A 26,376-nucleotide genomic window follows, 5' to 3' on the forward strand; every position below is an offset into this window, starting at 1 on the left:
ACCGACGATGGAGCAGATGACGACGACGGTCCACCCCCGGGTGAGCGGCCCGGCCCGCAGCGCACCCCGGCTCCCCGAGGCCTGGCTGCGTGCCACCCTGGCGGGCATCGAGGCCGCCGTCATCAGCTGGCTCCTTGTCGTCGTGCCCACCGTGGCCACCTACGTCGCGACCGCCGCCGCACCGCTCCTGGGCGAGGCGAGCTGGAACGACGCAGCCGTCATCGGCACCGGCGTGTGGCTCCTGGGCCACGGCGCGGCCATCGACGTCGCCGACGTCGGCGTCGTCTCGCTGGCCCCCCTCGGCACGAGCCTCGTCAGCGCCGCGCTCCTCTACGGCGGGGCGCGCCGCGCGCGGCTGCGCCGGCCGGCCACCGCCGCCTTCTCGCTCACCGGCTTCGTGCTCACCGTCCTCGGCCTCTCCGCGGTGGTGCCCGGGCCCGCCGGCCGGCCCACGATCGCGCTCGGTGCCCTCGTCATCGGCTCGGGCGCACTGCTGCTGGCGCTGTGGCGGGCCCGCACGCCGCGCCCCGCGTGGTGGCTGCGGCTGCGCGAGGTCACGCCGGACTGGGCTCTCGCGGGGGTCCGTGGCGCCTGGGCCGCCCTCGCCGCGCTGCTCGCCCTCGCCGTCCTCGTCCTCGCCGTCGGGCTGGTCAGCGGCATCGTCACGGTCCTCGAGCTCCACGAGGAGCTCGCTCCCGGGCGGCTGGGCACCGTCGTCCTGCTCCTCGGCCAGCTCGCCTACCTGCCGACGATGGTCGTGTGGTCACTGGCCTGGCTGGCCGGCCCCGGCTTCGTCGTCGGCCAGGGCACGCTCTTCTCCCCGCACGAGGTCGTCACGGCCCCGCTGCCCGCCTTCCCCGTGCTCGGCATCCTGCCCGAGCCCGGGGCACCGGGCCTCGGGCTCGTCGTCCTCGTGCCCGTCCTCGTCGGCGCCGCCGTCGGGGCGTGGCTGCACCGCAGCCGCTTCCAGGAGCGGTGGTGGCAGGCGGCGCTCAGCGGCGTCGTCGCCGCGGGGGCCGTGGCCCTCCTCGGCGCGCTCCTCGCCGTCGTCGCCTCCGGCAGCATCGGCCCGGGCCGGCTCGCCACGGTCGGCGTCTCCGCCCCCGCCCTCGCCGGCGCGCTCGCCTGGCAGACCGGCGTGGGCGCCGTCGTCGTCCTCCTTCTCCTGCACCCGCAGGTGCACGCCGCCGTGCGCCGCGGCTACCGCGCCGTCCGCGACAGGGGCCGCACGGACGACGACGGCGGCGCAGGCTCCGCGCCCACGCCGCCGTCCGAGTCGCCCGAGTAGGTCAGGCCGTCTGACCCTCGTGCTCGCCCTCGCCGATCTCCTCGACGAGCTTGTCGCAGAAGGCCGGCAGGTCGTCGGGGGTGCGGCTGGAGACGAGCCCGGCGTCGACGACGACCTCCTCGTCCACCCAGGTCGCCCCGGCGTTGATGAGGTCGGTGCGCAGGCTCGGGTAGGACGTGAGCGTGCGGCCCTGGAGCACGTCGGCGTCGGTGAGGATCCAGCCGCCGTGGCAGATGACGCCCACGGGCTTGTGCTGGTTGAAGATCTCCCGCACGAACGCGACGGCGGACTCGTCCATCCGCAGCTTGTCGCCGTTGACCACGCCGCCGGGCAGGACGAGGGCGTGGAACTGGTCGGGCGTCGCGTCGGCGGTGGTGAGGTCCACCTGCTGCTCGTGACCGTTCTTGCCGGTGATCGAGCCCGACTCGGGGGAGACGAGCACGGCCTTGGCGCCCTGGGACGTCACGGCCTCCCAGGGCACGGTGAGCTCGGAGTCCTCGAAGCCGTTGGTCGAGAGGAACGCGACGGTCTTGTTCGTCAGCTGGGCCATGGGTGTGCCTCCTTGGGGTACGGGGTTCGCCGTCCACGCTAGGAGCGTTCGCGTGATCGCGCTTCCCGAGGCGTCAGCGCGAGAGGTCGAGGAGCATCCGCTGCGCGCGCTCCTCCAGCCCGCTGAGGCAGGCCGCCTCCGCCCGGTGCGTCAGGGCCCGGTCGAGGCAGGCGTGGAAGTCGGCGTAGACCGGCCACAGCGCGGCCTGGACGCCGGTGAGGACGACCATCGCGGCTGCGATCCCCAGGCCCACGACCACGAGCACGAGCAGCGCGCCGCCCATGCGGGCGCGGCGCATCCGCACGAGACCGACGGCCCCGAGCACGATGGCGACGAGCGCGAGCAGCCCCGGCACGAGCGGCAGCGGCCACGGCGCGCGGGTCAGGGAGAGCCACAGCCCGGCGAGCAGGACGACGCAGAACCACAGGACCGGGCGGGTCGCGGCACGCGCCGCCGCCTCGTCCGGTGGCGTGGCGGCCTGGTCGCGGGACATGGGCCCAGTCTTCCATCCCGGACCACTACCCTCGGCACGTGCCCACACGAGTCGTCGTCCTCATCTCCGGCGGGGGATCGAACCTCGCCGCCCTCCTCGACGCGTCCCGCGACCCGGACTACGGGGTCGAGGTCGTGGCCGTGGGCGCGGACCGGCCCTCGGCCGGTGGGCTGGCCCTGGCCGAGCAGGCGGGGATCCCCACCTTCGTCGAGCGGCTCGGCGACCACCCCGACCGGGAGTCCTGGGACCGGGCGCTGACCGCGGCCGTCACCGCGGCGGAGCCGGACCTCGTCGTCTCCGCCGGCTTCCTCAAGCTGTGCGGCCACCACTTCCTCGCGCGCTTCGGCGGGCGCTACGTCAACACCCACAACTCCCTGCTGCCGGCCTTCGCGGGCATCAACGGTCCGCGGGACGCCCTGGAGTACGGGGTGAAGATCGCCGGGGCCACTCTCTTCGTCGTCGACGAGGGCGTGGACACCGGCGCGATCGTCGCCCAGGTGGCCGTCCCCGTCCACGACGACGACACGGTCGAGACGCTGACTGAGCGGATCAAGGTCGCCGAGCGCGCCCAGCTCGTCGAGCAGGTCGGGCGCCTGGCCCGCCGGCCGTGGCGGGTCGAGGGCCGCCGCGTCGTCGTCGATGACTGAGCGGCCGCTCCTCACGGAGGTGCGCAGTGGGGCCGAGCTGCGCCGCTGGTACTGGCTGCGGGCCGAGCTCCAGGAGCTTGCTGCCGCGCTCGGTGTGTCTCGCGGCGGCGGCAAGGCCGAGCTGGTGGAGCGGCTGGCCGCCGCCCTCGACGGTGAGGTGGTGCCCGCGCCCGCCCCGCGCCGGGCCGCGGCGCGGCAGCTCGCCGCGCCCGTCGGGCCTGGGACCGTCATTCCTCCGGGTCAGCGGTGCAGCCAGGTGCTGCGGCACTTCTTCACCGAGGTGGTCGGCGCGGGCTTCCGCTTCGACGAGCACATGCGCGAGTTCATCGCCAACGGCGAGGGCCGCACGCTTGCCGAGGCCGTGGAGCACTGGCACCGGACACGCGGGCTGCCGCCCAACCAGATCGGGGAGCAGTTCGAGTACAACCGCTTCACCCGGGCGTGGTTCGCCGCGCACCCGGGCGGCACGCGCGAGCAGTGCCAGGAGGCGTGGTGGGCGCACCGCTCCCTGCCCGCCGAACGTCGCAGCCCCTGAGCGGCGCCCGGTAGACTCGGCCCCGGCCGTGACTGGCGCAGAGGTGGAGTCACCACCGGGAAGCGGCCGGAAGTCCCCTGCAGGGTGCCGCCCGCCTGGGTGCCCGGGTCCGATCCAACGAACCCAGGAGTGACCTCGTGACCGATACGCGTCCCGTCCGCCGCGCCCTCGTCTCCGTCTACGACAAGACGGGGCTCGAGCCCCTCGCCCAGGCGCTGCACGCCGCCGGCGTGGAGATCGTCTCCACCGGCTCCACCGCCCGCACCATCGCCGCCGCCGGCGTCCCCGTGACACCGGTGGAGGAGGTGACCGGCTTCCCCGAGTGCCTCGACGGCCGGGTCAAGACCCTCCACCCGCGCGTCCACGCCGGGATCCTCGCCGACCTGCGCAAGGACGCCCACGTCAGCGAGCTCGCCGAGCTCGGCGTCGCGCCCTTCGAGCTCGTCGTCGTCAACCTCTACCCCTTCACCGACACCGTCGCGTCCGGCGCCGCACCGGACGAGTGCGTCGAGCAGATCGACATCGGCGGGCCGACGATGGTCCGCGCCGCCGCGAAGAACCACGCGAGCGTCGCCGTCGTCGTCGACCCGGCGGGCTACGACGACGTCGCCGCAGCCGTCGCGGCCGGTGGCTTCACCCTCAAGCAGCGGCGCCGGCTCGCGGCCGCCGCGTTCCGGCACACGGCCGACTACGACGTCGCCGTCGCGTCGTGGATGGGCAGCGTCGTCGCGCCCGACGACGAGAGCCGCTTCCCGGCCTGGGTCGGTGCCACGTGGCAGCGTGCCGAGGTGCTGCGCTACGGCGAGAACCCGCACCAGGCCGCGGCGCTCTACCGCTCCGGGCAGCCGGGCCTGGCGCAGGCCGAGCAGCTGCACGGCAAGGCGATGAGCTACAACAACTACGTCGACGCCGACGCCGCCTGGCGCGCCGCCCACGACCACGCCGACCCGGCCGTGGCGATCATCAAGCACGCCAACCCCTGCGGCATCGCCGTGGGCGCGACCATCGCCGCCGCGCACGCCGCGGCGCACGCCTGCGACCCGGTGTCCGCCTTCGGTGGCGTCATCGCGGCCAACCGACCGATCACGGCCGAGGCCGCCGCGCAGATCGCCCCGGTCTTCACCGAGGTCGTCGTCGCGCCGGCCTTCGAGCCGGAGGCGGTGGAGATCCTCACCGCGAAGAAGAACATCCGTCTCCTCGTCGTCCCCGAGGCAGGGACGAGCGGCGTCGAGATGCGCCCGATCAGCGGCGGCCTGCTGCTCCAGGCGACCGACCGGGTGGACGCGCCCGGCGACGACCCGAGCGGCTGGACCCTCGCCGCCGGCGAGCCCGCCGACGACGCGACGCTCTCCGACCTCGTCTTCGCGTGGCGCTCGGTGCGCGCCGTGCGGTCCAACGCCATCCTCCTCGCCGCCGGTGGCGCGAGCGTGGGCGTGGGCATGGGGCAGGTCAACCGGGTGGACTCCTGCCGCCTCGCGGTCGAGCGGGCCAACCCGCTGGGGGAGGGGCGCGAGCGCGCCCGCGGCGCCGTCGCGGCCTCCGACGCGTTCTTCCCCTTCGCCGATGGCCTCCAGGTGCTGCTCGACGCCGGCGTGCGCGCCGTCGTCCAGCCCGGCGGCTCGATCCGCGACGAGGAGGTCGTCGCGGCCGCTCAGGCCGCCGGCGTGACGATGTACCTCACCGGCACCCGCCACTTCGCCCACTGACGTGGGGCGGCGGCCGGTCCGCCCGGCCGCCGCCGCCATAACCTCCGTCGCCGACAGCCGACTTGTTCCGGCGGGCTCCTCGTCCGTCACGACGCGGGGTTGTCGACGCGAGAGGAGCCCGGAACAACTCTGCTGTCGGCGCGGGCGGCTGGAGGGAGGGCTGGAATAACTCTGCTGTCGGCGCGAGGGGAACGGGAGGCCCGACGGCGAGCGGGGGACCGGGGCGGCCTCGCGTCAGCCGAGGGTCTTGCGGAGCTGGACGGACGGGTCTGCGGCGGCGATGACGTCGACGGTCGGGTATGTCGGTGCCGACAGGGTCTTGCGGAGCGGGCCGACGTCGCGGGGGCGGTCGACGGTGAGGCCGGCGCGCAGGCGCGGGGTCCCGTCGGCGTCGGGGACGACGTACAGCGCCGTCCACGGGCCCGCACCCGGCTCGCCGCGCAGCACGACCTCCGCGCCCGGCGGCACGTGCCCGACGACGGTGAGCTCGTGCCCGAGCTGGGTGGAGAAGACGTAGGGGGCCGGGTCCGGCGCCGGACCCTCGGCGACGCCGAGCAGGTCGGCGACGAGCGCCGCCGGGTGGGACAGCGCGCCGTCCCAGTGCGCGCCCGGCACGACGCCGTCACGCGGGGAGTGCCGATCCGCCACGTCCCCGACCGCCCGCACCGAGGCCGGTCCGCCACGGACCCGGCCGGCGAGGTCGACCGGCACCGCACCGCGGGCCGTGAGCGGCAGCGCCCCGGCAAGCCAACCCGTGCTCGGCCGCACGCCGACGGCCGCGACGACGGCGTCGGCCACCACCCGCGTGCCGTCGCCCAGCGTCACCGTGCCGCCCTCCGCGCCGGTCACCGTCGCGCCGCAGCGCAGCTCGATGCCACGCTCGGCGTACCAAGAAGCGATCAGCGCCCCGACCTCCGCGCCGAGCACGTGGCCCAGGGGCACCGGCCCTCCCTCGAGCACCGTGACCTCCACGCCCGCACCGGCGGCGACCGACGCGAGCTCCGCACCGATCCATCCCGCCCCGACGACGGCCAGCCGCGCCCCGGCCGTCAGCCGCTCCCGCAGGGCGACGGCGTCGTCGAGGTCGTGCAGCGTGAGGACGTCGCGCCACCCGGGCACCACCACCGGGCTCGCCCCGGTCGCGAGGACGACGACGTCCGCCGTCACCTCCCGCGTGCCGTCCGGGCCTGCCACGGTGAGACGCGCGCCGTCGTCGTCCGCGGCGAGGGCGACGGCGCGGTGCCCGGTGAGCAGCTCGTCGGCGAGCGAGGAGAGGTCCCCGTACCCCTCGCCGGCCAGCCACAGCGGCTCGGTGCGCGAGAGGAGCTCCTTGCTCAGCGGCGGACGGTCGTAGGGGGCCACCCGCTCCGCGCCGACGACGGTGAGGTGGCCGGTGAAGCCCTGGCCACGGAGCTCGGCGGCCGTGCGCAGGCCGGCGAGCCCGGTCCCGACGACGACCACCCGGGCGGGGAGGGAGGGAAGCGTCACGGGCCCACGGTAGCCTCGCTGCCATGGACTCCACGCGCGGCGCGGGCACGGCGGTGCTCTGGCTCGTCGTCCTCGGCACGCTCGGCGCGGGCGCGACGGCGGTGCTCGCCGACGTCCGGGCGGCGGCGCTCGTGCTGGCGGCGCTGTGCGCGGTCCTCGCCGTCGTCCGCGGCACCGACCGCGGCGTGCCGCCCGCGTTCCGGGCCCGCTCCACGGCCTTCGACGTCACCCTCCTCCTCGTCGCCGCCGCGGCGCTCGCGGTGCTCTCGCCGGCCGGCAACCTCGTCTGAGAGGCCCCGCCCCGTGCGGAGCGGGGCGCTCCTGGGAGAATGGCCCGATGACCGACCTCGTCGTCGACATCACCCTCGTCTTCGTCTTCGTCCTGCTCGGCGGCGTCTTCGCCGCCTCGGAGATCGCCCTCGTCTCGCTGCGGGAGAGCCAGGTGCGCGCGCTCGCGGAGAAGGGCGGCGCCGGCGCCCGCGTGGCCCGGCTGACCGAGAACTCCAACCGCTTCCTGTCCTCGGTGCAGATCGGTGTCACCCTGGCCGGCTTCTTCTCCGCCTCCTTCGGTGCCGCGCAGATCGCCCCGCAGGTATCCCCGGCGCTCGAGTCGCTGGGTCTCGGCAGCGGGATGGCGAGCACGGTCGCCTTCGTCGGCACGACCGTCCTCATCTCCTACCTCTCGCTCGTCTTCGGCGAGCTCGTACCCAAGCGGCTGGCGATGCAGAGCGCCGAGCGCTTCTCCGTCGTCGTGGCCACCCCGCTCGACTGGATCGCCACCGTCATGCGACCCGTCATCTGGCTGCTCGGCGCCTCCACCAACCTCGTCATGCGCCTGCTCGGGCGCGACCCGCACGAGCAGCGCGAGGAGATCGGCGCGGAGGAGCTGCGCTCGATGGTCGCGCAGCACGAGTCCATCGGGGCCGTGGAGCGAGACATGGTCGTCGACATCCTCGCCGTCGGGGACCGCGGTGTGGAGGAGATCATGACGCCCCGCACCGAGGTCGAGTTCCTCGACGCGGACCTGCCGGTCACCGAGGCGCAGGCGCGCGTGTCCACCCTCGAGCACTCGCGCTACCCCGTCCGCGGCCGCAACGACGACGACGTCCTCGGCTTCATCCACGTCCGCGACCTCATCCACGTGCGGCCCGGCGTGCGCGTCGTCGGCGACCTCGTGCGCCAGGTGCCCTTCTTCCCGACCGGCAAGCGGGTGCTGTCCGCGCTCACCGACATGCGCACCCAGAACGCGCACCTCGCCGTCGTCGTCGACGAGTACGGCGGCACCGACGGGATCGTCACCCTCGAGGACGTCGTCGAGGAGTTCGTCGGCGAGATCAACGACGAGTACGACCGCCCCGAGCCCGGCGTGCGCGCCCGCGGCGACGTCGGGGACGTCGCCGGGCTGCTCGGCCGCGGTGACGTCGCCAAGGTCCTCGACCGTGAGCTGCCCGAGGGCCCCTTCGACACCCTCGCCGGCTTCGTCGTCACCCGCCTGGGCCGCATGCCCGAGGTGGGGGACACCGTCGAGTGGGAGGGCCTGGTCCTCACGGTCGCCAGCCTGGACGGGCGGCGCGTGGACCGCCTGCACGTGCGCACCGCCGCGGACGACGACGGCGCCTCCGCCGTCGCGGGAGCGGACCCGGGGGTGGCCGGCCAGCACCCGTGAGGAGGTGTGGCCTATTTATCTCGATGTCGAGTAATCTGGGTCGCGGTGCCGGCGCCCCGGCGCCGAGGACGCCGAGCACACCCCACCAGGGTGGTCAGGAGAGCGCAGGAACATGGCGAAGATCAAGGTCGAGAACCCGGTCGTCGAGCTCGACGGCGACGAGATGACGCGGATCATCTGGCAGTTCATCAAGGACCGCCTCATCCACCCCTACCTCGACGTCGACCTCAAGTACTACGACCTCGGGATCCAGCACCGCGACGCCACCGACGACCAGGTGACGATCGACGCCGCCCACGCCATCCAGCAGTACGGCGTCGGCGTCAAGTGCGCGACGATCACCCCCGACGAGGCGCGCGTGGCCGAGTTCGGCCTCAAGAACATGTGGCGCTCGCCCAACGGGACGATCCGCAACATCCTCGGCGGCGTCATCTTCCGCGAGCCGATCATCATCTCCAACGTGCCGCGCCTCGTGCCGGGCTGGACCAAGCCGATCATCATCGGCCGCCACGCCCACGGCGACCAGTACAAGTCGCAGAACTTCAAGGTCCCCGGCCCCGGCACCGTGACCATCACCTACACGCCCGAGGACGGCTCGGAGCCCATGGAGCTGGAGATCGCCAAGTTCGGCGAGGACGGCGGCGTGGCGATGGGCATGTACAACTACAACAAGTCGATCGCCGACTTCGCCCGCGCCTCCTTCTCCTACGGCCTGCAGCGCGGCTACCCCGTCTACATGTCGACGAAGAACACGATCCTCAAGGCCTACGACGGCGCCTTCAAGGACATCTTCCAGGAGATCTTCGAGACGGAGTTCAAGGAGCAGTTCGACGCCGCGGGCCTCACCTACGAGCACCGCCTCATCGACGACATGGTCGCCGCGGCCATGAAGTGGGAGGGCGGCTACGTCTGGGCCTGCAAGAACTACGACGGCGACGTCCAGTCCGACACCGTCGCGCAGGGCTTCGGCTCCCTCGGTCTCATGACCTCCGTGCTCATGACGCCGGATGGCCGCACCGTGGAGGCCGAGGCCGCCCACGGCACCGTGACCCGCCACTACCGCCAGCACCAGGCCGGCAACCCGACCTCGACGAACCCGATCGCCTCGATCTTCGCGTGGACGCGGGGCCTGGCCCACCGCGGCAAGCTCGACAACACCCCCGAGGTCACCGGCTTCGCCGAGACCCTCGAGGACGTCATCATCAAGACGGTCGAGTCGGGCAAGATGACCAAGGACCTCGCCCTGCTCGTCGGCACCGACCAGGAGTGGCAGACGACCGAGGGCTTCCTCGCCTCGATCGACGAGAACCTCGCCGCCCGCCTCGGCTGACGTCTCGAAGGAGAGAAGCTCATGAACCAGCCCGTCAACGTCACGGTCACCGGCGCCGCCGGCCAGATCGGCTACGCCCTGCTCTTCCGGATCGCCTCCGGGCAGCTGCTCGGCGCCGACACCCCGGTCCGGCTGCGCCTCCTGGAGATTCCCCAGGGCGTCAAGGCCGCCGAGGGCACCGCCATGGAGCTCGACGACTGCGCCTTCCCGCTGCTGTCGGGGATCGACATCTTCGACGACGCGAACGCCGCCTTCGACGGCGCGAACATCGCGCTGCTCGTCGGCGCCCGCCCGCGCTCGGCCGGCATGGAGCGCGGTGACCTCCTCGAGGCCAACGGCGGGATCTTCGGCCCGCAGGGCAAGGCGATCAACGACCACGCGGCCTCCGACATCCGCGTGCTCGTCGTCGGCAACCCGGCCAACACCAACGCGCTCATCGCCCAGCGCCACGCGCCGGACGTCCCGGCCGAGCGCTTCACCGCGATGACGCGCCTGGACCACAACCGGGCGCTGAGCCAGCTGGCCCAGAAGACCGGCTCCCCGGTCAGCGAGATCGAGAACCTCACGATCTGGGGCAACCACTCCGCCACCCAGTACCCCGACGTCTTCCACGCGACGATCGGCGGCCGCCCGGCCACCGAGCTCGTGGACGAGGCCTGGCTGGACGCGGAGTTCATCCCGACCGTCGCCAAGCGCGGCGCGGCGATCATCGAGGCCCGCGGTGCGTCGTCGGCGGCCTCCGCCGCCAACGCCGCCATCGACCACGTCTACGACTGGGTCAACGGCACCGGCTCGTCCTGGACCTCGGCGGCCATCCCGTCCGACGGCTCCTACGGCGTGCCCGAGGGGATCATCTCCTCCTTCCCGGTGCGCTCGAGCGGCGGCAGCTGGGAGATCGTCCAAGGTCTGGAGGTCAACGACTTCTCGCGCCAGCGGATCGACGCCTCCGTGGCGGAGCTCGTCAGCGAGCGCGACGCCGTCCAGGAGCTCGGCCTCATCTGAGCAGCGTGAGCGAGGGCCGGGAGGGGACACCCCTCCCGGCCCTCGTCGTCTGCGCTCACGTACCGGTGAGAGCGCACGTGCCGCCGTCGTCAGCCACTACGCTGCGGCTGCCAGCCACCGCGCAAAGGAGTGCCATGCCCATCCACGGAACCCTGTTCAGCGACTTCCAGGAGACTGCCGCCCGGGAGCCCTTCGTCCTGCAGAACAAGAAGCTGCTCAAGATCCAGATGGGCTACGGACCCGTCTGGGCGAAGTCCGGCTCGATGGTCGCCTACCAGGGCGACGTCCGGTTCCAGAACAAGGGCTCCGGCGGGCTCGGCCGCATCGTCAAGTCGGCGATGACCGGTGAGGGCGTGAGCATGATGGAGTGCACCGGGCAGGGCGAGCTCTTCGTCGCCGACGGCGCCGCCGACGTCCAGGTCTTCTACCTCGAGAACGACATGGTGTCGGTCAACGGCGCCAGCGTCCTCGCCTTCTCCTCCTCGATCGAGTGGGACATCCACCGCCTCCAGGCCCGCGGGGCCGCGATGACCGGTGGCCTGTACAACGTCTCGCTGCGCGGCACCGGCTACGTCGCCGTCACCACCCAGGGCGAGCCGGTGGCCCTCGACGTCGCGAGCGCGCCGACCTTCGCCGACGCCCAGGCCGTGGTCCTGTGGACCGCCGGGGTCAGCGCCGACATCCGCGTCGACACCGGCGGGCTGTCCTCGCTCGTGCGCGGCGGCACCGGCGAGACCTTCCAGATGGCCTTCGGCGGGCAGGGCTACGTCGTCGTCCAGCCGAGCGAGACGGTCGTCAGCGGCGGGCACCAGGACAACCGCACGAAGAGCAGCGGCGGCGGGCTGGGCAGCCTCTTCGGCGGCTGACATGGGCAGCAGGCTGCCCGACGTCAACACCGCCGAGCGGCTGGTGGTCGCCCGCCTCGACGACCCCGGCCAGGTGGTGCTGCAGCGGCACGCGCTGCCGCTCGACGGGATGCCCGGCGGCGGACCGGAGTACATCATCCCCTCCGGGAACCAGACGACGGGGATCACCGTCTTCGAGAACGTCGTCTTCCGGGTCCCGTGATGACGGTCGCCGACCTCGCGTACACCCACCGGCTCGTCGTCGCGGGACAGCCGGGGCACTGGCGCCACGTCACGGTGACCGCGACCGCGCCCCTGGCCCACGACGGCATCAGTGCGTTCATCCGGTACGAGGACCAGGTCGCCACCCGCTTCGGGTACCTCGTGTCGCGGTGGTCCACCGAGGACGCCTACGGCCTGCAGGCCGGCGTGATGGTCTACTCGGTGCACGCCGCCGAGTCGGACACGCCGCCGCGAGAGCACCCGTCCAACGACGCGCGTTTCCGGGTGGTCCTCGCCGAGGCCGAGGCGAGCCCCGAGGGAGCGGGACGCCCGGTACCACCTGCCCCGTCCACGCCGCTGCTGTGGGCACGGCGCGAGCCTGACGACGTCCTCGTGCCCGTCTCGGTGACCGGGTCCGTCGGCGCGGTCCACGTGTGGCTCGAGGGTGCGGGACTGCTCCCGCAGACGACGACGCTCCTCATGGCCGAGCCGGACCTCGCCGAGCGACTGGCGAGCTCCCCGGTCGCGGTGGACGCAGCGGTGTACTCCTACACCCACCGGACCCGCGAGAAGGTGGTCCCCCGGGTCGCCACCGGCCGTGCCCGCCCGACGGCGACCCTCACCTTCGGGACACTCGAGCAGTTCGACGCGGCAGGGAGGCTCACGTGACGGGGGGCATGGAGCCACCGCCCGCCTGAAACGAGTTGCAGGCCCTTGCAGGGAGGTTTCAGGCGGGGCTACGCTGCGGGCACCATCTGGAGACGAGGGAGTCCCATGTCCGCACGATCCACCCGTCCGCGCGCCGTCGTCGCCGGGCTCGCCGCCCTGAGCGTGCTGGCCTCGGGGCTGGTCGCCACCACCCTGCCGGCTGCGGCCGACGACGCTCTCGTCGTCCTCGCCGGCGACCTGCAGTCCGAGCTCGGCTGCGCGGAGGACTGGGTGCCCGAGTGCACCGCCACCGCACTCGCACCCACCGGCACCGAGGGCATCTACGCGGCCGACCTCACCGTCCCGGCCGGCAGCTGGCAGTACAAGGTCGCCGTCGGCGGCACCTGGGACGAGGGCTACGGCGTCGGGGGAGGGGCAGACAACTACGCGCTCCACCTCGCGGGGCCCACCGACATCCGTTTCACCTTCGACCACACGGACGGGCTCCTCGCGCTCGAGGTCCTCGACCTCGCGGAGGGCTACACCGACGCGGACGCCGCGCTCGTCACCGAGCCGGTCCGCCAGCCCGGCGCCGACGAGCAGTTCTACTTCGTCATGACCGACCGCTTCGCCGACGGCGACCCCACGAACAACACCGGGGGGCTGGACGGCGACCGTCTCGACCACGGCTACGACCCCACCGACAAGGGCTTCTACCACGGCGGTGACATCGCCGGCCTGCACGAGCGGCTCGACTACATCGAGGGGCTGGGCACGACGGCGATCTGGCTGACGCCGTCGTTCCAGAACCGTCCCGTCCAGGGCGAGGGCGCGAACGCCTCGGCCGGCTACCACGGCTACTGGATCACCGACTTCACGCAGATCGACCCGCACCTGGGCACCAACGAGGAGCTCGAGGCGCTCATCGACGACGCCCACGCCCGCGGCATCAAGGTCTACTTCGACATCATCACCAACCACACCGCCGACGTCATCGACTACGCGGAGAACGCGTACGACTACGTCGACATGGCGACCTCCCCGTACGTCGACGCGGAGGGCACCGCCTTCGACCCGGGCGACTACGCCGGCACCGGCACCTTCCCCGAGCTCGACGCCGAGACCTCCTTCCCGTACACGCCCGTCGTCGGCCCGGAGGTCACCAAGACCCCCGCGTGGCTCAACGACGTCACGCTCTACCACAACCGCGGGAACTCGACGTGGGAGGGGGAGTCGGTCACCTACGGCGACTTCGACGGCCTCGACGACCTCATGACCGAGCACCCCACCGTCGTCGACGGCTTCGTCGAGGTGTACGAGGACTGGATCGACCTCGGCATCGACGGCTTCCGCATCGACACCGCCAAGCACGTGAACCGCGAGTTCTGGGAGGAGTGGACCACCGAGGTCCTCGAGCACGCACGCTCCCGGGGCCACGAGGAGTTCTTCATGTTCGGCGAGGTCTACGACGCCGACGCCCGCCTGCTCTCCCCGTACGTGCGCGACACCGACATGAACGGCGTGCTCGACTTCGCCTACCAGTCGGCCGCCGTCAACTACGCCCGCGGCTTCACCGCTGCCGGCCTGTCCGGCCTCTTCGCCGCGGACGCTTACTACACGACCCCGCGCACGAGCGCCCACGACCTGCCCACCTTCCTCGGCAACCACGACATGGGCCGCGTCGGCTTCTTCCTCCAGGGCTCCGGCGACGCGCGCGAGCGCTCGATGCTCGCGCACTCCCTCATGTACCTCACCCGCGGCCAGCCGGTCGTCTACTACGGCGACGAGCAGGGCTTCGCCGGGCAGGGCGGGGACAAGGACGCCCGCCAGTCCCTCTTCGCCAGTCAGGTACAGCAGTACCAGAACGAGCCGACGCTCGACGGCGACCCGATCGGCGCGCAGGACCGGTACGACACCGACGCGCCGCTCTACACACACATCGCCCAGCTCGCCGAGCTGCGCTCGAGCACCCCGGCGCTCGCGACCGGCGCGCAGGTCGAGCTCCACGCCGACGACGGCGCCGGCGTCTACGCCTTCGCCCGCGTCGACCGTGACGAACGGCTCGAGCACGTCGTCGCCCTCAACAACACGGCCGCAGACGCGACCGCGACCTTCACCACCCTCACCCCCGGGGCCACCTATACGCCCCTGCACGGTGACCACGGACCCGTGACGGCGGACGCGGCCGGGCAGGTGACGCTCACTGTCCCCGGGCTCGACGCCGTCGTCCTCGTCGCCGACCGGAGCGTCGGCGCACCGGACGAGTCGGGCACCATCACGCTCAGCCCCGCCCAGGGCGGCCGCCTCGACGGCGTCGCCCCCGTCGTCGCCGACATCGCCGACGACGTGTGGGCGGAGACGTCCTTCGCCTACCGGCTGGTCGGCGCCGAGGAGTGGACGCCGCTCGGCACCGCGGAGGGGGACGCGCCCCGCGTCTTCCACGACGTGAGCGGCCTGCCGACCGGCACGCTGGTGGAGTACCGGGCGGTGTCGGTCGACGCGGCCGGTCACCGGGTCGCGGCCTCGACCGTCGGCTCGGTCGGCCAGTCCGTCGACGGGACCGCCGGCGCGGAGCAGCCGAGCGGAGACCTCGTCACCGTGCCCGGCAGCCACAACTCCGCCATGGGCTGCCCCGGCGACTGGCAGCCCGAGTGTGAGGCTGCCGCGCTCGAGCTCGGCACGGACGGCGTCTACTCCGGAACCTTCGACCTCCCGGCCGGGACCTACCAGTACAAGGTCGCCGTCGGCGGCTCCTGGGACGAGAACTACGGCGCCGGCGGCGTTCCTGGCGGTGCGGACGTCAGCTACACCCACGACGGCGGGCCGGTCACCTTCTTCTACGACCCGGTGACCCACTACTTCTCGAGCACTGCCGAGGGCCCGATCGTCACGCTGCCCGGCAGCTTCCAGGAGGAGGCTGGCTGCCCCGGCGACTGGCAGCCCGACTGCATGGCGACGTGGATGACCGACCCCGACGGGGACGGCACCTACACCTGGGAGACGTCCTCCCTGCCCACCGGGACCTACGAGACCAAGGTGGCACACGGCCGCAGCTGGGCCGAGAACTACGGCGCCGGCGGTGTCCCGGACGGCGCGAACATCCCCTTCCAGGCGACGGGGGGCAAGCTCGTCTCCTTCAGCTACGACATCGCCACCCACGTCCTGTCGATCGAGGTCACCGACCCACCGCTGGCCGGCACCGGCCAGCTCGCCGCCTACTGGCTCGACGAGACGACGATCGCCTGGCCGCGCTCCCTCGTCCCCGCCGGCACGGAGCCGGGTGATCTCGACTGGTCGCTCCACCACGCCGCCGCGGGCGGCATGGAGGTGGTCGACGGCGCCGTCGTCGGATCCGACGGCTCCGCGCCGCTCACGCTTGTGGGAGAGGGGCTCCCCGAGGCGCTCGCCGAGCGCTTCCCCCACCTCGCCGACCACCTCGCCCTCCGGGTCGAGGGCCTGAGCACCGCCGAGGTCGAAGAGGTCCTCACCGGGCAGGTCCAGGTGCTCCAGCGGCAGGGCGACGTCGTCTCCGCCTTCACCGGGCTGCAGGTCCCCGGCGTCCTTGACGACCTCTACGGGGCCGCCGCGGCCGACCGCGCGCTCGGGGTGGACTGGGCCGAGGACGGCGCGCCGTCCCTCGCGCTGTGGGCCCCGACCGCGACCGACGTCGACCTCCAGCTGTGGAACGAGCCGCAGGGTCTCGCCGCGGCCGCCGTCACCGGTGAGCCGGAGGTCGTCGAGATGGCCCGCCAGGACGACGGCACGTGGACCGTCGTGGGCGAGCCCGGCTGGGAGGACGCGGCGTACCGCTACGCGGTCACCGTCTACGTCCCGGCGCTCGACGAGGTCGTGACGAACGTCGTCACCGACCCCTACGCCGTCGGCCTCACGGAGAACTCCACCCACTCGGTGCTCGTCGACCTCGACGACCCGCGCTGGGCGCCGGAGCTGTGGACCGACACCCCGCGGCCCGTCGTCGAGCGGCCGGTGGACCGCACGATCTACGAGCTGCACGTGCGCGACTTCTCGATCAGCGACGAGACCGTGCCGCAGGAGCTGCGCGGCACCTACCTCGCCTTCGCGCAGGAGGACAGCGCCGGCATGCAGCACCTGCGCGCGCTCGCCGAGGCGGGCATGAACACCGTGCACCTGCTGCCGACCTTCGACATCGCGACGATCGAGGAGGACCCGGCCGCCCGCACGGAGCCGACCGTGCCCGACGCCGGCCCGGCCGCCGAGGAGCAGCAGGCCGCGGTGAGCGCCACGCGTGACCTCGACGGCTTCAACTGGGGCTACGACCCGTGGCACTTCTCCACCCCCGAGGGCTCCTACGCCGTCGACCGTGACGGCGGCAGCCGCACCGCCGAGTTCCGCACCATGGTGGGCGGCCTGCACGACGCCGGCCTCCAGGTCGTGCTCGACAAGGTCTACAACCACACCAGCGCCTCGGGACAGGACGAGCGCTCCGTCCTCGACCAGGTGGTACCCGGGTACTACCACCGCCTCGGCGCGACGGGGAACGTCGAGACCTCGACCTGCTGCCAGAACATCGCCACCGAGCACGAGATGGCCGAGAAGCTCATGGTCGACTCGGTCCTCACCTGGGCCACCGACTACGGGGTCGACGGCTTCCGCTTCGACCTCATGGGCCACCACTCGCGCGACAACATGGTCGCGGTGCGGGAGGCGCTGGACGCCCTCACCCTCGAGGACGACGGCGTGGACGGCGAGTCCGTCTACGTCTACGGCGAGGGCTGGAACTTCGGGGAGGTCGCGGACAACGCCCGCTTCGAGCAGGCCACGCAGGGCCAGCTCGACGGCACCGGCATCGGCACCTTCTCCGACCGGCTGCGCGACGCCGTCCGCGGCGGTGGCCCCTTCGACGAGGACCAGCGCACCATCCAGGGCTTCGGCTCGGGCTCCTTCACCGACCCGAACGCCGTCGCCGAGGGCACGCCGGAGGAGCAGGCCGCGCGCCTGGCCCACCAGACCGACCTCGTGCGGCTCGGGCTGGCCGGCAACCTCGCCGACTACTCCTTCCTCACCTCTGCCGGTGAGGAGCAGACCGGGGCCGAGCTCGACTACAACGGCCAGCCCGCCGGGTACGCCACTCAGCCGGACGAGGTCGTCACCTACGTCGACGCGCACGACAACGAGACGCTCTTCGACAACCTCGCGTTCAAGCTGCCGGTCGACACCGCGATGGCCGACCGGGTGCGGATGAACACGCTGTCGCTGGCGACGACGGCGCTGTCCCAGACGCCGTCGTTCTGGCACGCGGGTACCGACCTGCTGCGCTCGAAGTCGCTGGACCGCAACAGCTACAACTCCGGTGACCACTTCAACCGGCTCGACTGGTCGATGCAGACGAACAACTTCGGGGTGGGCCTGCCACCGGCGGACGACAACGGTGGGGCCTGGGACATCATGCGGCACCTGCTGGCAGACCCGGACCTGCGCCCGCAGCCGGCCGACATCGAGCAGTCCGCCGCCATGGCGCAGGACCTCCTCGAGCTGCGCTTCTCCACCGAGCTCTTCCGGCTCGGCTCCGCCGAGCTCATCGAGGAGAAGGTGACCTTCCCCGGCTCGGGACCGGACGCGACGCCGGGCCTGCTCGTTATGGCGGTCGACGACACGGCCGGGGAGACGGACGCCGACCCCGCGCTCGACGGCGTGCTCGCCGTCTTCAACGCCTCCCCGGAGCCGGTCACCGAGCAGGTGGACGGCTTCGCCGGGCGCGAGCTCGCGCTCTCACCGGTGCAGGTGGACGGCGCCGACGACGTCGTGCGCCAGACGGCGTGGGACGCCGCCACCGGGACGGTGACGGTGCCGGCACGGACCGTCGCGGTGCTCGTCGAGGCGCAGGACGTGGTGGAGCCGACCGACCCGCCGGTCGACCCGACCGACCCGCCGGTGGACCCGACCGACCTGCCGACCGATCCGACCGACCCGCCGACCGGCCCGACCGACCCGTCGGCCGGCCCGGACGGCGACGACGGCCGACCCGGCGGCGTCGACGACCGTGACGGCCGGCCCGGCGCCGGCGGTCGCCTGCCCCAGACGGGTGCCGGCGTCGTCGTCCCGGTCGCCGTCGCCCTGCTCCTCCTTCTCGCCGGCGCGACCCTCGTGGCGCGCCGCCGCCAGGGCTGAGCGCGCACATCGTGTGGGTTCCGAGTTCTGTGAGAACTCGGAACCCACACGGTGTGGACGGGGCGACCGCCCGGGCCGCGGACCGTGACCGGAGGCGGCGAGGTGGTCGGCTAGCCTCGTGCGGGTGAACACCGACGGCGACCTCCATCTCGTCCTGTCCCTCTCGTGCCCCGACCGGCCCGGCATCGTCAGCGCCGTCGCCGGTCTGCTCGCCGAGCACGGAGGGAACATCACCGAGTCCCAGCAGTTCGGCGACCCCTCGACCGGACTGTTCTTCATGCGCGTGCAGGTGCAGACCGCCGCGCCGCGCGAGGAGCTCGAGCAGGCCCTCGACATGCTCGCCGGGCAGTTCGACATGACCTGGCAGCTCGACGTCGTCGGCCGGCCGCTGCGCACGCTCATCCTCGTGTCCAAGGCGGCCCACTGCCTCGCGGACCTCGGCTACCGCCAGCGCAACGACCGGCTGCCCATCGACGTCGTCGGCGTCGTCTCGAACCACACGGTGCTCGAGGACCTCGCCCGCTTCTACGACTACGACTTCCACCACGTGCCGGTCACCCCCGACACCAAGGCGGGGGCTGAGGCGCGGCTGCTCCGGCTCGTCGAGGAGCAGGACGTCGAGCTCGTCGTCCTCGCCCGCTACATGCAGGTGCTCTCCGACGACCTGTGCCGCCGCCTCGAGGGCCGCGTCATCAACATCCACCACTCGTTCCTGCCGAGCTTCAAGGGCGCCCGCCCCTACGCCCAGGCCCACGCCCGCGGCGTCAAGCTCATCGGCGCCACCGCCCACTACGTGACGGCGGACCTGGACGAGGGCCCGATCATCGAGCAGGACGTCGAGCGCGTGGACCACGGCGACGACGAGCGCGAGATGGTCGCCCTCGGTGAGGACGTCGAGCGCCGGGTGCTCGCCCGCGCCGTGCGCTGGCACGCCGAGCACCGCGTCCTGCGCGACGGCGCCCGCACCGTCATCTTCCGCTGACCCGACGCACCCGCCCACCTTCACCGTCCACGCGGTAACTGAGCTGTCGGCGGTAACTGTGCTGTCGGCGAGGGAGGGGGCGACCGGCTGGGGGATCGCGGGGTGGACGTGCACGCCGGCGGCGGGGGTCGGTGCAAGGATGGCCGCATGGACGACGTTCGTATCGATGTGGTCGACGACGACGCTGCCGGCGAGCTGCTGACGGTGCGCCGCGCGGCCTTCGTCACCGAGGCCCAGCTCTACGGTGACCCGAGCATCCCGGCCCTCACGCAGACGCTCGCCGAGCTGCGCGAGGACCTCAAGCGACCCGAGGTCGTCACCCTCGGCGCGTGGATCGGCACCCGCCTCGTCGGCTCGATCCGGGTGGAGCTCGAGGGTGAGCGGGCCAACCTCGGCCGCCTCGCCGTCGTCCCCGACCTCCAGGGCCAGGGCCTGGGCACCCAGCTCCTCATGGCGGTCCTCGAGTACCTGCCCGAGCAGACCAAGGAGGTCTGGGTCTTCACCGGCCAGGACTCCAAGCAGAACCTGTCCATGTACGCCAAGCACGGCTACGAGCACCAGTACGACCAGCACACCGGTGACCTCACCTACGCCTACCTGCGGCGCATCCTCGGCGAGGACGAGCCGGACGAGGACGAGACCCCTTAGCCGGACCGGGTAGAGTCTGGCCTGTCGCGACTGGCGCCAGAGGTGGATCACCACCGGGGAGCGACGAACCACGCAGACCTCAGGTCGCCCGCCTGGGCCGAGGGTCACCGGCAACGCGCGCCCGGCGCGCACCCAGTGAATGCGGAGGAACCATGAGCCAGCCCACCGAGACCCGCCCGGTCGCCGACCAGGCCCTCGCCGAGCTCGACCCCGAGATCGCCGCCGTCCTCGACGGCGAGCTCACCCGCCAGCGCGAGACGCTGGAGATGATCGCCAGCGAGAACTTCGTGCCGCGCGCCGTCCTGCAGGCGCAGGGCTCGGTGCTGACGAACAAGTACGCCGAGGGCTACCCCGGCAAGCGGTACTACGGCGGCTGCGAGCAGGTCGACATCGCCGAGAACCTCGCGATCGAGCGCGCGAAGTCGCTCTTCGGCGCCGCGTACGCCAACGTCCAGCCCCACTCCGGCGCCACCGCCAACGCCGCGGTGCTCCACGCCATCGCCCGCCCCGGCGACAAGGTGCTGGGTCTGTCCCTGCCGCACGGTGGCCACCTCACCCACGGCATGAAGATCAACTTCTCCGGCCGGCTCTACGACATCGCCGCCTACGGCGTCGACGAGCAGACCCACCGCATCGACATGGACCAGGTGCGCGAGCAGGCGCTCGCCGAGCGGCCCAAGGTCATCATCGCCGGCTGGTCGGCCTACCCCCGCCACCTCGACTTCGCGGCCTTCCGCGCCATCGCGGACGAGGTCGGTGCCTTCCTGTGGACGGACATGGCGCACTTTGCGGGCCTCGTCGCCGCCGGCCTGCACCCCAACCCGGTGCCCCACTCCGACGTCGTCTCCACGACCATCCACAAGACCCTCGGCGGCCCCCGCTCGGGCATGATCCTGTCCCGCGACGCCGAGGAGCTGGGCAAGAAGCTCAACTCCGCGGTCTTCCCGGGCCAGCAGGGCGGCCCGCTCATGCACGTCATCGCCGCCAAGGCCGTGGCGCTCAAGGTCGCCGCCGGCGAGGAGTTCGCCGACCGGCAGCGCCGCACCCTGGAGGGCGCCCGGATCATCGCCGAGCGGCTCATGGAGCCCGCCGTCCGCGAGGCCGGCGTCTCCGTCGTCACCGGCGGCACCGACGTCCACCTCGTCCTCGTCGACCTCCGCAACTCCACCCTCGACGGCCAGCAGGCGGAGGACCTCCTCCACGCCGCGGGCATCACGGTCAACCGCAACGCCGTGCCCTTCGACCCGCGCCCCCCGCGCGTCACCTCGGGCCTGCGCATCGGCACCCCGGCCCTGGCCACCCGTGGCTTCGGCGCCACAGAGTTCACCGAGGTCGCCGACATCATCGCCACCGCCCTCACCGAGGGCACCGCGGCGGACGTCACGGCCCTGCACTCCCGGGTTGCCAAGCTGACCGAGGCGTTCCCGCTGTACGAGGGCCTGCAGCAGTGAGCGCGGTCGTCCTCGACGGCAAGGCCACCGCGGCACAGATCAAGTCCGAGCTCGCCACCCGCGTGGCCGCGCTGCGCGAGCGCGGCATCGTGCCCGGCCTGGGCACCGTCCTCGTCGGCGACGACCCCGGCTCGCGCAGCTACGTCGCCGGCAAGCACCGCGACTGCGCGGAGATCGGCATCGAGTCGATCCGCGTCGACCTGCCCGCCACCGCCACCCAGGAGGAGATCCTCGCGGCGGTGGACCGGCTCAACGCCGACCCCGCCTGCACCGGCTACATCGTCCAGCTCCCGCTGCCCGCGGGCGTGGACACCAACGCCGTGCTCGAGCGGATCGACCCGGACAAGGACGCCGACGGCCTGCACCCGACGAACCTCGGGCGCCTCGTCCTGCGCGTCAAGGAGCCGGTGACCAGCCCGCTGCCGTGCACCCCGCGCGGCGTCATCGAGCTGCTCGACCGCTACGACGTCGACCTCGAGGGCAAGCACGTCGTCGTCGTCGGCCGCGGGACCACGGTGGGCCGCAGCATCGGCCTGCTCCTCACCCGCCGCGACGTCAACGCGACCGTCACCCTCACCCACACCGGCACCCGCGACCTCGCCGCGCACGTGCGCCAGGCCGACGTCGTCGTCGCGGCCGCCGGGGTGCCCGGGATCGTCACCGCGGACATGGTCGGTCCCGGCGCGGCGGTGCTCGACGTCGGCGTCAGCCGCGTCGCGGACCCCGAGACGGGCAAGGCGCGCCTGCGCGGGGACGTCGCCGACGGCGTCGCGGACGTCGCCGGGTGGCTCTCGCCCAACCCGGGCGGCGTCGGGCCGATGACCCGCGCCATGCTGCTGGCCAACGTCGTGGACGCGGCCGAGCAGTCGTGACCTCGCTGCCACGGCCGCGGCGCGCCGTCGCGGCCGTGGTGGCCGTCCTCCTCCTCGGCATGTGCCTGCGTGCGCCGGTGACGTCCGTCGGCCCGCTCATCGACCGCATCGGCGCCGACACCGGCATGGGCGCGACGGCGCTCGGCCTCCTCGGCGCGCTGCCCGTCCTCGGCTTCGGGGTCGGCTCGGCCCTGGCCCACCGGCCGGCCGTGCGCTTCGGGCTCGAGCGGGTCATCGCCGTCGCGCTCCTCGCGCTCGCCGGTGGGCTGGTGCTGCGCTCGCTGGACGTCCCTGGCGTGCTGTGGGTCGGCACCGCCGTCATCGGGCTGGCCATCGCGGCGGGCAACGTCCTCGCCCCCGCCGTCGTCAAGCGGGACCAGCCGCACCGCATCGCCCTCGTCACCGCCTGCTTCACCGCCGTCATGAGCACGACGGGGGCGGTCGCCTCCGGGATCGCCGTCCCCGTCTCCGACGCGTGGGGCGGGGGGTGGCGGCTGCCGCTGGCGGGGTTCGCCGTCGTCGTCGCTGTCGTGGCGGCCGTGTGGGGCGTGCGCGCGGTGCGGAGCGGGCCGGCGGAGGCACCCGAGCTGCCCGTGGTCGCCGACGCCGCGCCGCGGGCCGGGACGATGTGGCGCAACCGCAGTGCCTGGGTGGTCAGCCTCTTCATGGGCCTGCAGTCGGCGTGCTTCTACATCATCGTCAACTGGTTGCCCACGATCGAGACGGCCCTCGGGCTGGACCCCCGCACCGCCGGGTGGCACCTGTTCATCTACCAGGTCGTCGGCATGATCTCCGGCTTCGGGATCACCATCCTCATGCGGCGGCGCACCGACCTGCGCGGCCTGGGGGTGGCAGTCGGGCTGACGATGGTGGTGGCGATGGTCGGGCTCCTCCTGGCACCGGGCGCCGCGGTGGCGTGGGTCGCGCTCGCCGCCGTCGGGTCCGGCAGCTCCCTCGTCCTCGCGCTCAGCCTCTTCGGGCTGCGCACCGCGCACGCGGGCCAGACCGCCCAGCTCTCCTCGATGGCGCAGACGGTGGGCTACGCCGTCGCTGCCTGCGGCCCGCTGGTCGCCGGCTGGCTCGGCGGCTCGGTGGCCTGGGAGCTCGTCCTCGTCCTCACGGCGCTCATCGCCCTGGGCCAGGCAGTCGTCGCGCTGGGCGCGGCCCGGCCGGGGCTCATCCTCGGCCGCTGAGGCGCGCGCCTCTCATCCTTCTCGACGATGCCCTCGGCGTGGCGACCCCCGTAGCATCCACGGACGGTCCCTACAGCACGGAGGACAACGATGTCACAGCTCGTGAGACGGCCGATCCGACCGGCCACCCTGATCCTGCCGCTGACAGCGGCGCTCGTCGTCGCCGGGGTGCCCGCCGCCCAGGGCGCCCCGGAGGCCCTCGACAGGGAGGCGACGGCCACCGGCTACGACGGCGCCGTCGCCTCCCTCGATCCCTACGCCTCGGCCGCCGGGCTCGAGGTGCTGCGCGCCGGTGGCAACGCCGTCGACGCCGCCGTCGCGGTCTCCGCTGCGCTCGGTGTCACCCGCCCCTACGACGGCAGCATCGGCGGCGGCGGCTTCCTCGTCCTCTACTCCGCCGACACCGGGGAGGTGACGACGATCGACTCGCGCGAGGAGGCGTGGGCGGCGATGGAGCCCGACGTCTTCATCGAGGACGGCGAGCCCATCCCCTTCCTCGAGCGGCGCGTCTCGGGCCTGTCCCAGGGCGTGCCCGGCGTCGTCGCGGGGTGGGACCTGGCGCTGGAGGAGTACGGCACGATGTCGCTCGAGGAGGTGCTCGCCCCTGCCGTGCGGCTGGCCGACGACGGCTTCGTCGCCGACGACCAGTACCAGTCGCGCACCGAGGACAACCTCGAGATCTTCCGCGACTTCACCTCGAGCAGCGCAACCTTCCTCGACGACGGCGAGGTGCCGCAGGCCGGCAGCGTCATCACCAACGAGGACCTCGCCCGCACCTACCGCCTGCTCGGCGAGCAGGGCCCCTCGGTGTTCTACGAGGGCGAGATCGCCGAGGCGATCGTCGAGACGAACACCAACCCGCCGCTCGCCGACGGCGCCGAGCGGGAGGTCCGCCCCGGCGGGATGACCCTGGCCGACCTCGCCGGCTACGCGGCCGTCGAGCAGGAGCCCACGATGGTCGACTACCGCGGCCTGGAGGTCTACGGCATGGCACCGCCCTCGAGCGGTGGCTCCACCGTGGGCGAGGCGCTCAACATCCTCGAGGGCTTCGACCTCGGGGACATGAGCGAGGAGGAGGTGCTCCACCGCATGGCCGAGGCCTCGGCCCTCGCCTTCGCCGACCGCAACGCCTACGTCGGGGACCCGGACTTCGTCGACGTCCCGCTCACCGGGCTGCTGTCCCAGGGCTTCGCCGACGAGCGGCGCGAGCTCATCGGGCCGGAGGCCCAGGAGCGACCCGTCCCGGCCGGTGATCCCACGGAGTACGACGACGGCGACGCCGAGGCCACCCAGGCCGGCTCAGTGGAGGGCCACGGCTCGACGACCCACCTCACGGTCGCCGACAAGTGGGGCAATGTCGTGAGCTTCACCTTCACGATCGAGCAGATCGGCGGCAGCGGCATCGCGGTGCCCGGCTACGGCTTCCTCCTCAACAACGAGCTCACCGACTTCGAGACCGACCCGGACCACCCGGCCAACGCGCCGGCACCCGGCAAGCGGCCGCGCAGCAGCATGGCACCGACGATCGTCCTCGACGACGACGGCGAGCCCGTTGCCGCCTTCGGCTCACCGGGCGGGGCCACGATCATCACGACGGTGCTCCAGGTGGCGGTCAACCACCTCGACCTCGGGATGTCCCTGCCCGAGGCCATCGCCGCACCGCGCCTGTCCAGCCGCAACGGGGCCGCGAGCGAGGCGGAGGCCCCCATCGCCGGCACCGCGCTCGGCGACGCGCTGCGGGCGCGCGGCCACACGATCAACCCGGTCGAGACGCTCGGCAACGTCACCGGCGTCGCCTTCCTGCCCGACGGCCGCCTGCAGGCCGCGGCCGAGCCGGAGCGCTCGGGCGGCGGCAGCGCGATGGTCGTGCGGCCCGAGCAGCCGGGGCCGCAGCGGCCGGAGCCGGAGTACGGCTTCTTCCTCAGCAACGGCTGGGCCGGCGGGAAGGCGGACCTCGCCTTCGCCTACGGCCGGCACACCGACGAGGTGCTCATCGGCGACTGGGACGGCGACGGCACCGACACCATCACGGTGCGGCGCGGCGCCCGCTACTACGTGAGCAACAGCCTGCGCAGCGGCCCCGCCGAGCGCGAGTTCGTCTACGGCCGCCCCGACGACGTCGTCCTCGTCGGCGACTGGGACGGCGACGGCACCGACACCCTGGCCGTGCGCCGCGGCAGGAGCTACCACGTGAAGAACTCGCTGACCGGCGGGCCTGCCGACGTCGTCACCGACTACGGGCGCCCGGACGACGTCGTCCTCGTCGGCGACTGGGACGGCGACGGAAACGACACCTTCACCGTGCGCAGGGGCGCGACCTACCACGTGAAGAACGACCTGCGGGGTGGCGTCGCCGACACCGTGTTCGCCTACGGCCGGGCCGGTGACGTCACGCTCGCGGGCGACTGGGACGGCAACGGGACCGACACCCTCGCCGTCCGGCGCGGGCGGGTCTACCACCTGGCCAACTCCCTGCGCAGCGGGCCGGCGGACCGGGTGGTGGCCTACGGCCGCGAGGGCGACGAGGTCTACGTCGGCGACTGGGACGGCAACGGGACCGACACCCTCGGCCTGCGCCGCACCCCGTAGCAGCGGCCGGCCCCGCAGCCACCCCGGCTGCGGGGCCGGGCCGTTTTCGGGTCTGTCGGTGGTCGCGGCGA

The 26,376-nt window shown here is 73.1% G+C and carries 21 protein-coding genes and 2 riboswitches; of the genes, 18 read left to right on the forward strand and 3 right to left on the reverse strand.

What is annotated here, in order from left to right:
- The first annotated feature begins 16 nt into the window (after window positions 1–16).
- Window positions 17–1,288, forward strand: coding sequence for a DUF6350 family protein (locus tag AA0005_RS04550; RefSeq protein ID WP_413452223.1), 1,272 nt, complete (start codon window positions 17–19; stop codon window positions 1,286–1,288).
- 1 nt (window position 1,289) lies between these two features.
- Here the strand turns inward: AA0005_RS04550 and AA0005_RS04555 are convergent, their stop codons facing one another.
- On the reverse strand, window positions 1,290–1,838 hold the full coding sequence (locus AA0005_RS04555; RefSeq protein WP_413452224.1) for a type 1 glutamine amidotransferase domain-containing protein: 549 nt from the start codon (window positions 1,836–1,838) through the stop codon (window positions 1,290–1,292).
- A gap of 73 nt (window positions 1,839–1,911) precedes the next feature.
- Window positions 1,912–2,331 (reverse strand): hypothetical protein, encoded by a 420-nt coding sequence (locus tag AA0005_RS04560; protein ID WP_413452225.1) that lies wholly within the window; start codon window positions 2,329–2,331, stop codon window positions 1,912–1,914.
- Window positions 2,332–2,369: 38 nt separating this feature from the next.
- Between AA0005_RS04560 and purN the strand changes: the two genes are divergently transcribed.
- The 3 genes from purN (at window position 2,370) to purH (ending at window position 5,219) form a co-directional block, all read left to right on the forward strand.
- Window positions 2,370–2,978: a phosphoribosylglycinamide formyltransferase gene (gene purN / locus AA0005_RS04565; protein ID WP_413452226.1), complete on the forward strand. Its 609-nt coding sequence runs from the start codon at window positions 2,370–2,372 to the stop codon at window positions 2,976–2,978.
- On the forward strand, window positions 2,971–3,513 hold the full coding sequence (locus tag AA0005_RS04570) for a DUF6434 domain-containing protein (protein WP_413452227.1): 543 nt from the start codon (window positions 2,971–2,973) through the stop codon (window positions 3,511–3,513). The genes purN and AA0005_RS04570 overlap by 8 nt, the downstream gene beginning before the upstream one ends.
- Before the next feature lie 18 nt (window positions 3,514–3,531).
- A riboswitch (ZMP/ZTP riboswitch) is annotated at window positions 3,532–3,621 on the forward strand.
- 29 nt (window positions 3,622–3,650) lie between these two features.
- On the forward strand, window positions 3,651–5,219 hold the full coding sequence (purH, locus tag AA0005_RS04575; protein ID WP_413452228.1) for a bifunctional phosphoribosylaminoimidazolecarboxamide formyltransferase/IMP cyclohydrolase: 1,569 nt from the start codon (window positions 3,651–3,653) through the stop codon (window positions 5,217–5,219).
- Between the two features lie 234 nt (window positions 5,220–5,453).
- Here purH and AA0005_RS04580 read toward each other — a convergent pair whose 3' ends face one another.
- Window positions 5,454–6,707 carry an NAD(P)/FAD-dependent oxidoreductase gene (locus tag AA0005_RS04580; protein ID WP_413452229.1) on the reverse strand — a complete coding sequence of 418 codons (1,254 nt, stop codon included), beginning with the start codon at window positions 6,705–6,707 and terminating at the stop codon, window positions 5,454–5,456.
- A 23-nt stretch (window positions 6,708–6,730) separates the two neighbouring features.
- Between AA0005_RS04580 and AA0005_RS04585 the strand changes: the two genes are divergently transcribed.
- From AA0005_RS04585 to ggt, 14 genes are all read left to right on the forward strand, one after another.
- Window positions 6,731–6,997 (forward strand): hypothetical protein, encoded by a 267-nt coding sequence (locus AA0005_RS04585; RefSeq protein ID WP_413452230.1) that lies wholly within the window; start codon window positions 6,731–6,733, stop codon window positions 6,995–6,997.
- A 47-nt stretch (window positions 6,998–7,044) separates the two neighbouring features.
- Entirely contained in the window at window positions 7,045–8,373 is a 1,329-nt protein-coding gene (locus AA0005_RS04590) for a hemolysin family protein (RefSeq protein ID WP_413452231.1), read from the forward strand.
- Window positions 8,374–8,485: 112 nt separating this feature from the next.
- Window positions 8,486–9,703 (forward strand): NADP-dependent isocitrate dehydrogenase, encoded by a 1,218-nt coding sequence (locus AA0005_RS04595; protein ID WP_413452232.1) that lies wholly within the window; start codon window positions 8,486–8,488, stop codon window positions 9,701–9,703.
- A 21-nt stretch (window positions 9,704–9,724) separates the two neighbouring features.
- On the forward strand, window positions 9,725–10,705 hold the full coding sequence (locus AA0005_RS04600) for a malate dehydrogenase (protein ID WP_413452233.1): 981 nt from the start codon (window positions 9,725–9,727) through the stop codon (window positions 10,703–10,705).
- Window positions 10,706–10,839: 134 nt separating this feature from the next.
- Window positions 10,840–11,571 carry an AIM24 family protein gene (locus tag AA0005_RS04605; protein WP_413452234.1) on the forward strand — a complete coding sequence of 244 codons (732 nt, stop codon included), beginning with the start codon at window positions 10,840–10,842 and terminating at the stop codon, window positions 11,569–11,571.
- Window position 11,572: 1 nt separating this feature from the next.
- Window positions 11,573–11,773 carry a hypothetical protein gene (locus AA0005_RS04610; protein WP_413452235.1) on the forward strand — a complete coding sequence of 67 codons (201 nt, stop codon included), beginning with the start codon at window positions 11,573–11,575 and terminating at the stop codon, window positions 11,771–11,773.
- Window positions 11,773–12,441, forward strand: coding sequence for a hypothetical protein (locus AA0005_RS04615; protein ID WP_413452236.1), 669 nt, complete (start codon window positions 11,773–11,775; stop codon window positions 12,439–12,441). Before AA0005_RS04610 ends, AA0005_RS04615 begins: the two co-directional genes overlap by 1 nt.
- 105 nt (window positions 12,442–12,546) lie before the next feature.
- On the forward strand, window positions 12,547–18,570 hold the full coding sequence (gene pulA / locus AA0005_RS04620; RefSeq protein ID WP_413452237.1) for a pullulanase-type alpha-1,6-glucosidase: 6,024 nt from the start codon (window positions 12,547–12,549) through the stop codon (window positions 18,568–18,570).
- Between the two features lie 124 nt (window positions 18,571–18,694).
- Entirely contained in the window at window positions 18,695–19,552 is an 858-nt protein-coding gene (purU, locus tag AA0005_RS04625; protein ID WP_413452238.1) for a formyltetrahydrofolate deformylase, read from the forward strand.
- Between the two features lie 147 nt (window positions 19,553–19,699).
- Entirely contained in the window at window positions 19,700–20,200 is a 501-nt protein-coding gene (locus tag AA0005_RS04630; protein ID WP_413452239.1) for a GNAT family N-acetyltransferase, read from the forward strand.
- Between the two features lie 16 nt (window positions 20,201–20,216).
- A riboswitch (ZMP/ZTP riboswitch) is annotated at window positions 20,217–20,305 on the forward strand.
- Between the two features lie 47 nt (window positions 20,306–20,352).
- Window positions 20,353–21,651 carry a serine hydroxymethyltransferase gene (glyA, locus tag AA0005_RS04635; protein ID WP_413452240.1) on the forward strand — a complete coding sequence of 433 codons (1,299 nt, stop codon included), beginning with the start codon at window positions 20,353–20,355 and terminating at the stop codon, window positions 21,649–21,651.
- Window positions 21,648–22,523, forward strand: a complete 876-nt coding sequence (locus AA0005_RS04640; RefSeq protein WP_413452241.1) for a bifunctional methylenetetrahydrofolate dehydrogenase/methenyltetrahydrofolate cyclohydrolase — start codon at window positions 21,648–21,650, stop codon at window positions 22,521–22,523. Before glyA ends, AA0005_RS04640 begins: the two co-directional genes overlap by 4 nt.
- On the forward strand, window positions 22,520–23,716 hold the full coding sequence (locus AA0005_RS04645) for an MFS transporter (protein WP_413452242.1): 1,197 nt from the start codon (window positions 22,520–22,522) through the stop codon (window positions 23,714–23,716). Before AA0005_RS04640 ends, AA0005_RS04645 begins: the two co-directional genes overlap by 4 nt.
- A 90-nt stretch (window positions 23,717–23,806) precedes the next feature.
- Window positions 23,807–26,305 carry a gamma-glutamyltransferase gene (gene ggt / locus AA0005_RS04650; RefSeq protein WP_413452243.1) on the forward strand — a complete coding sequence of 833 codons (2,499 nt, stop codon included), beginning with the start codon at window positions 23,807–23,809 and terminating at the stop codon, window positions 26,303–26,305.
- The last annotated feature ends 71 nt before the right edge of the window (window positions 26,306–26,376 follow it).

Origin of the sequence: Georgenia phoenicis (assembly GCF_047302425.1) — a bacterium.
Taxonomy (GTDB): Bacteria; Actinomycetota; Actinomycetes; order Actinomycetales; family Actinomycetaceae; genus Oceanitalea.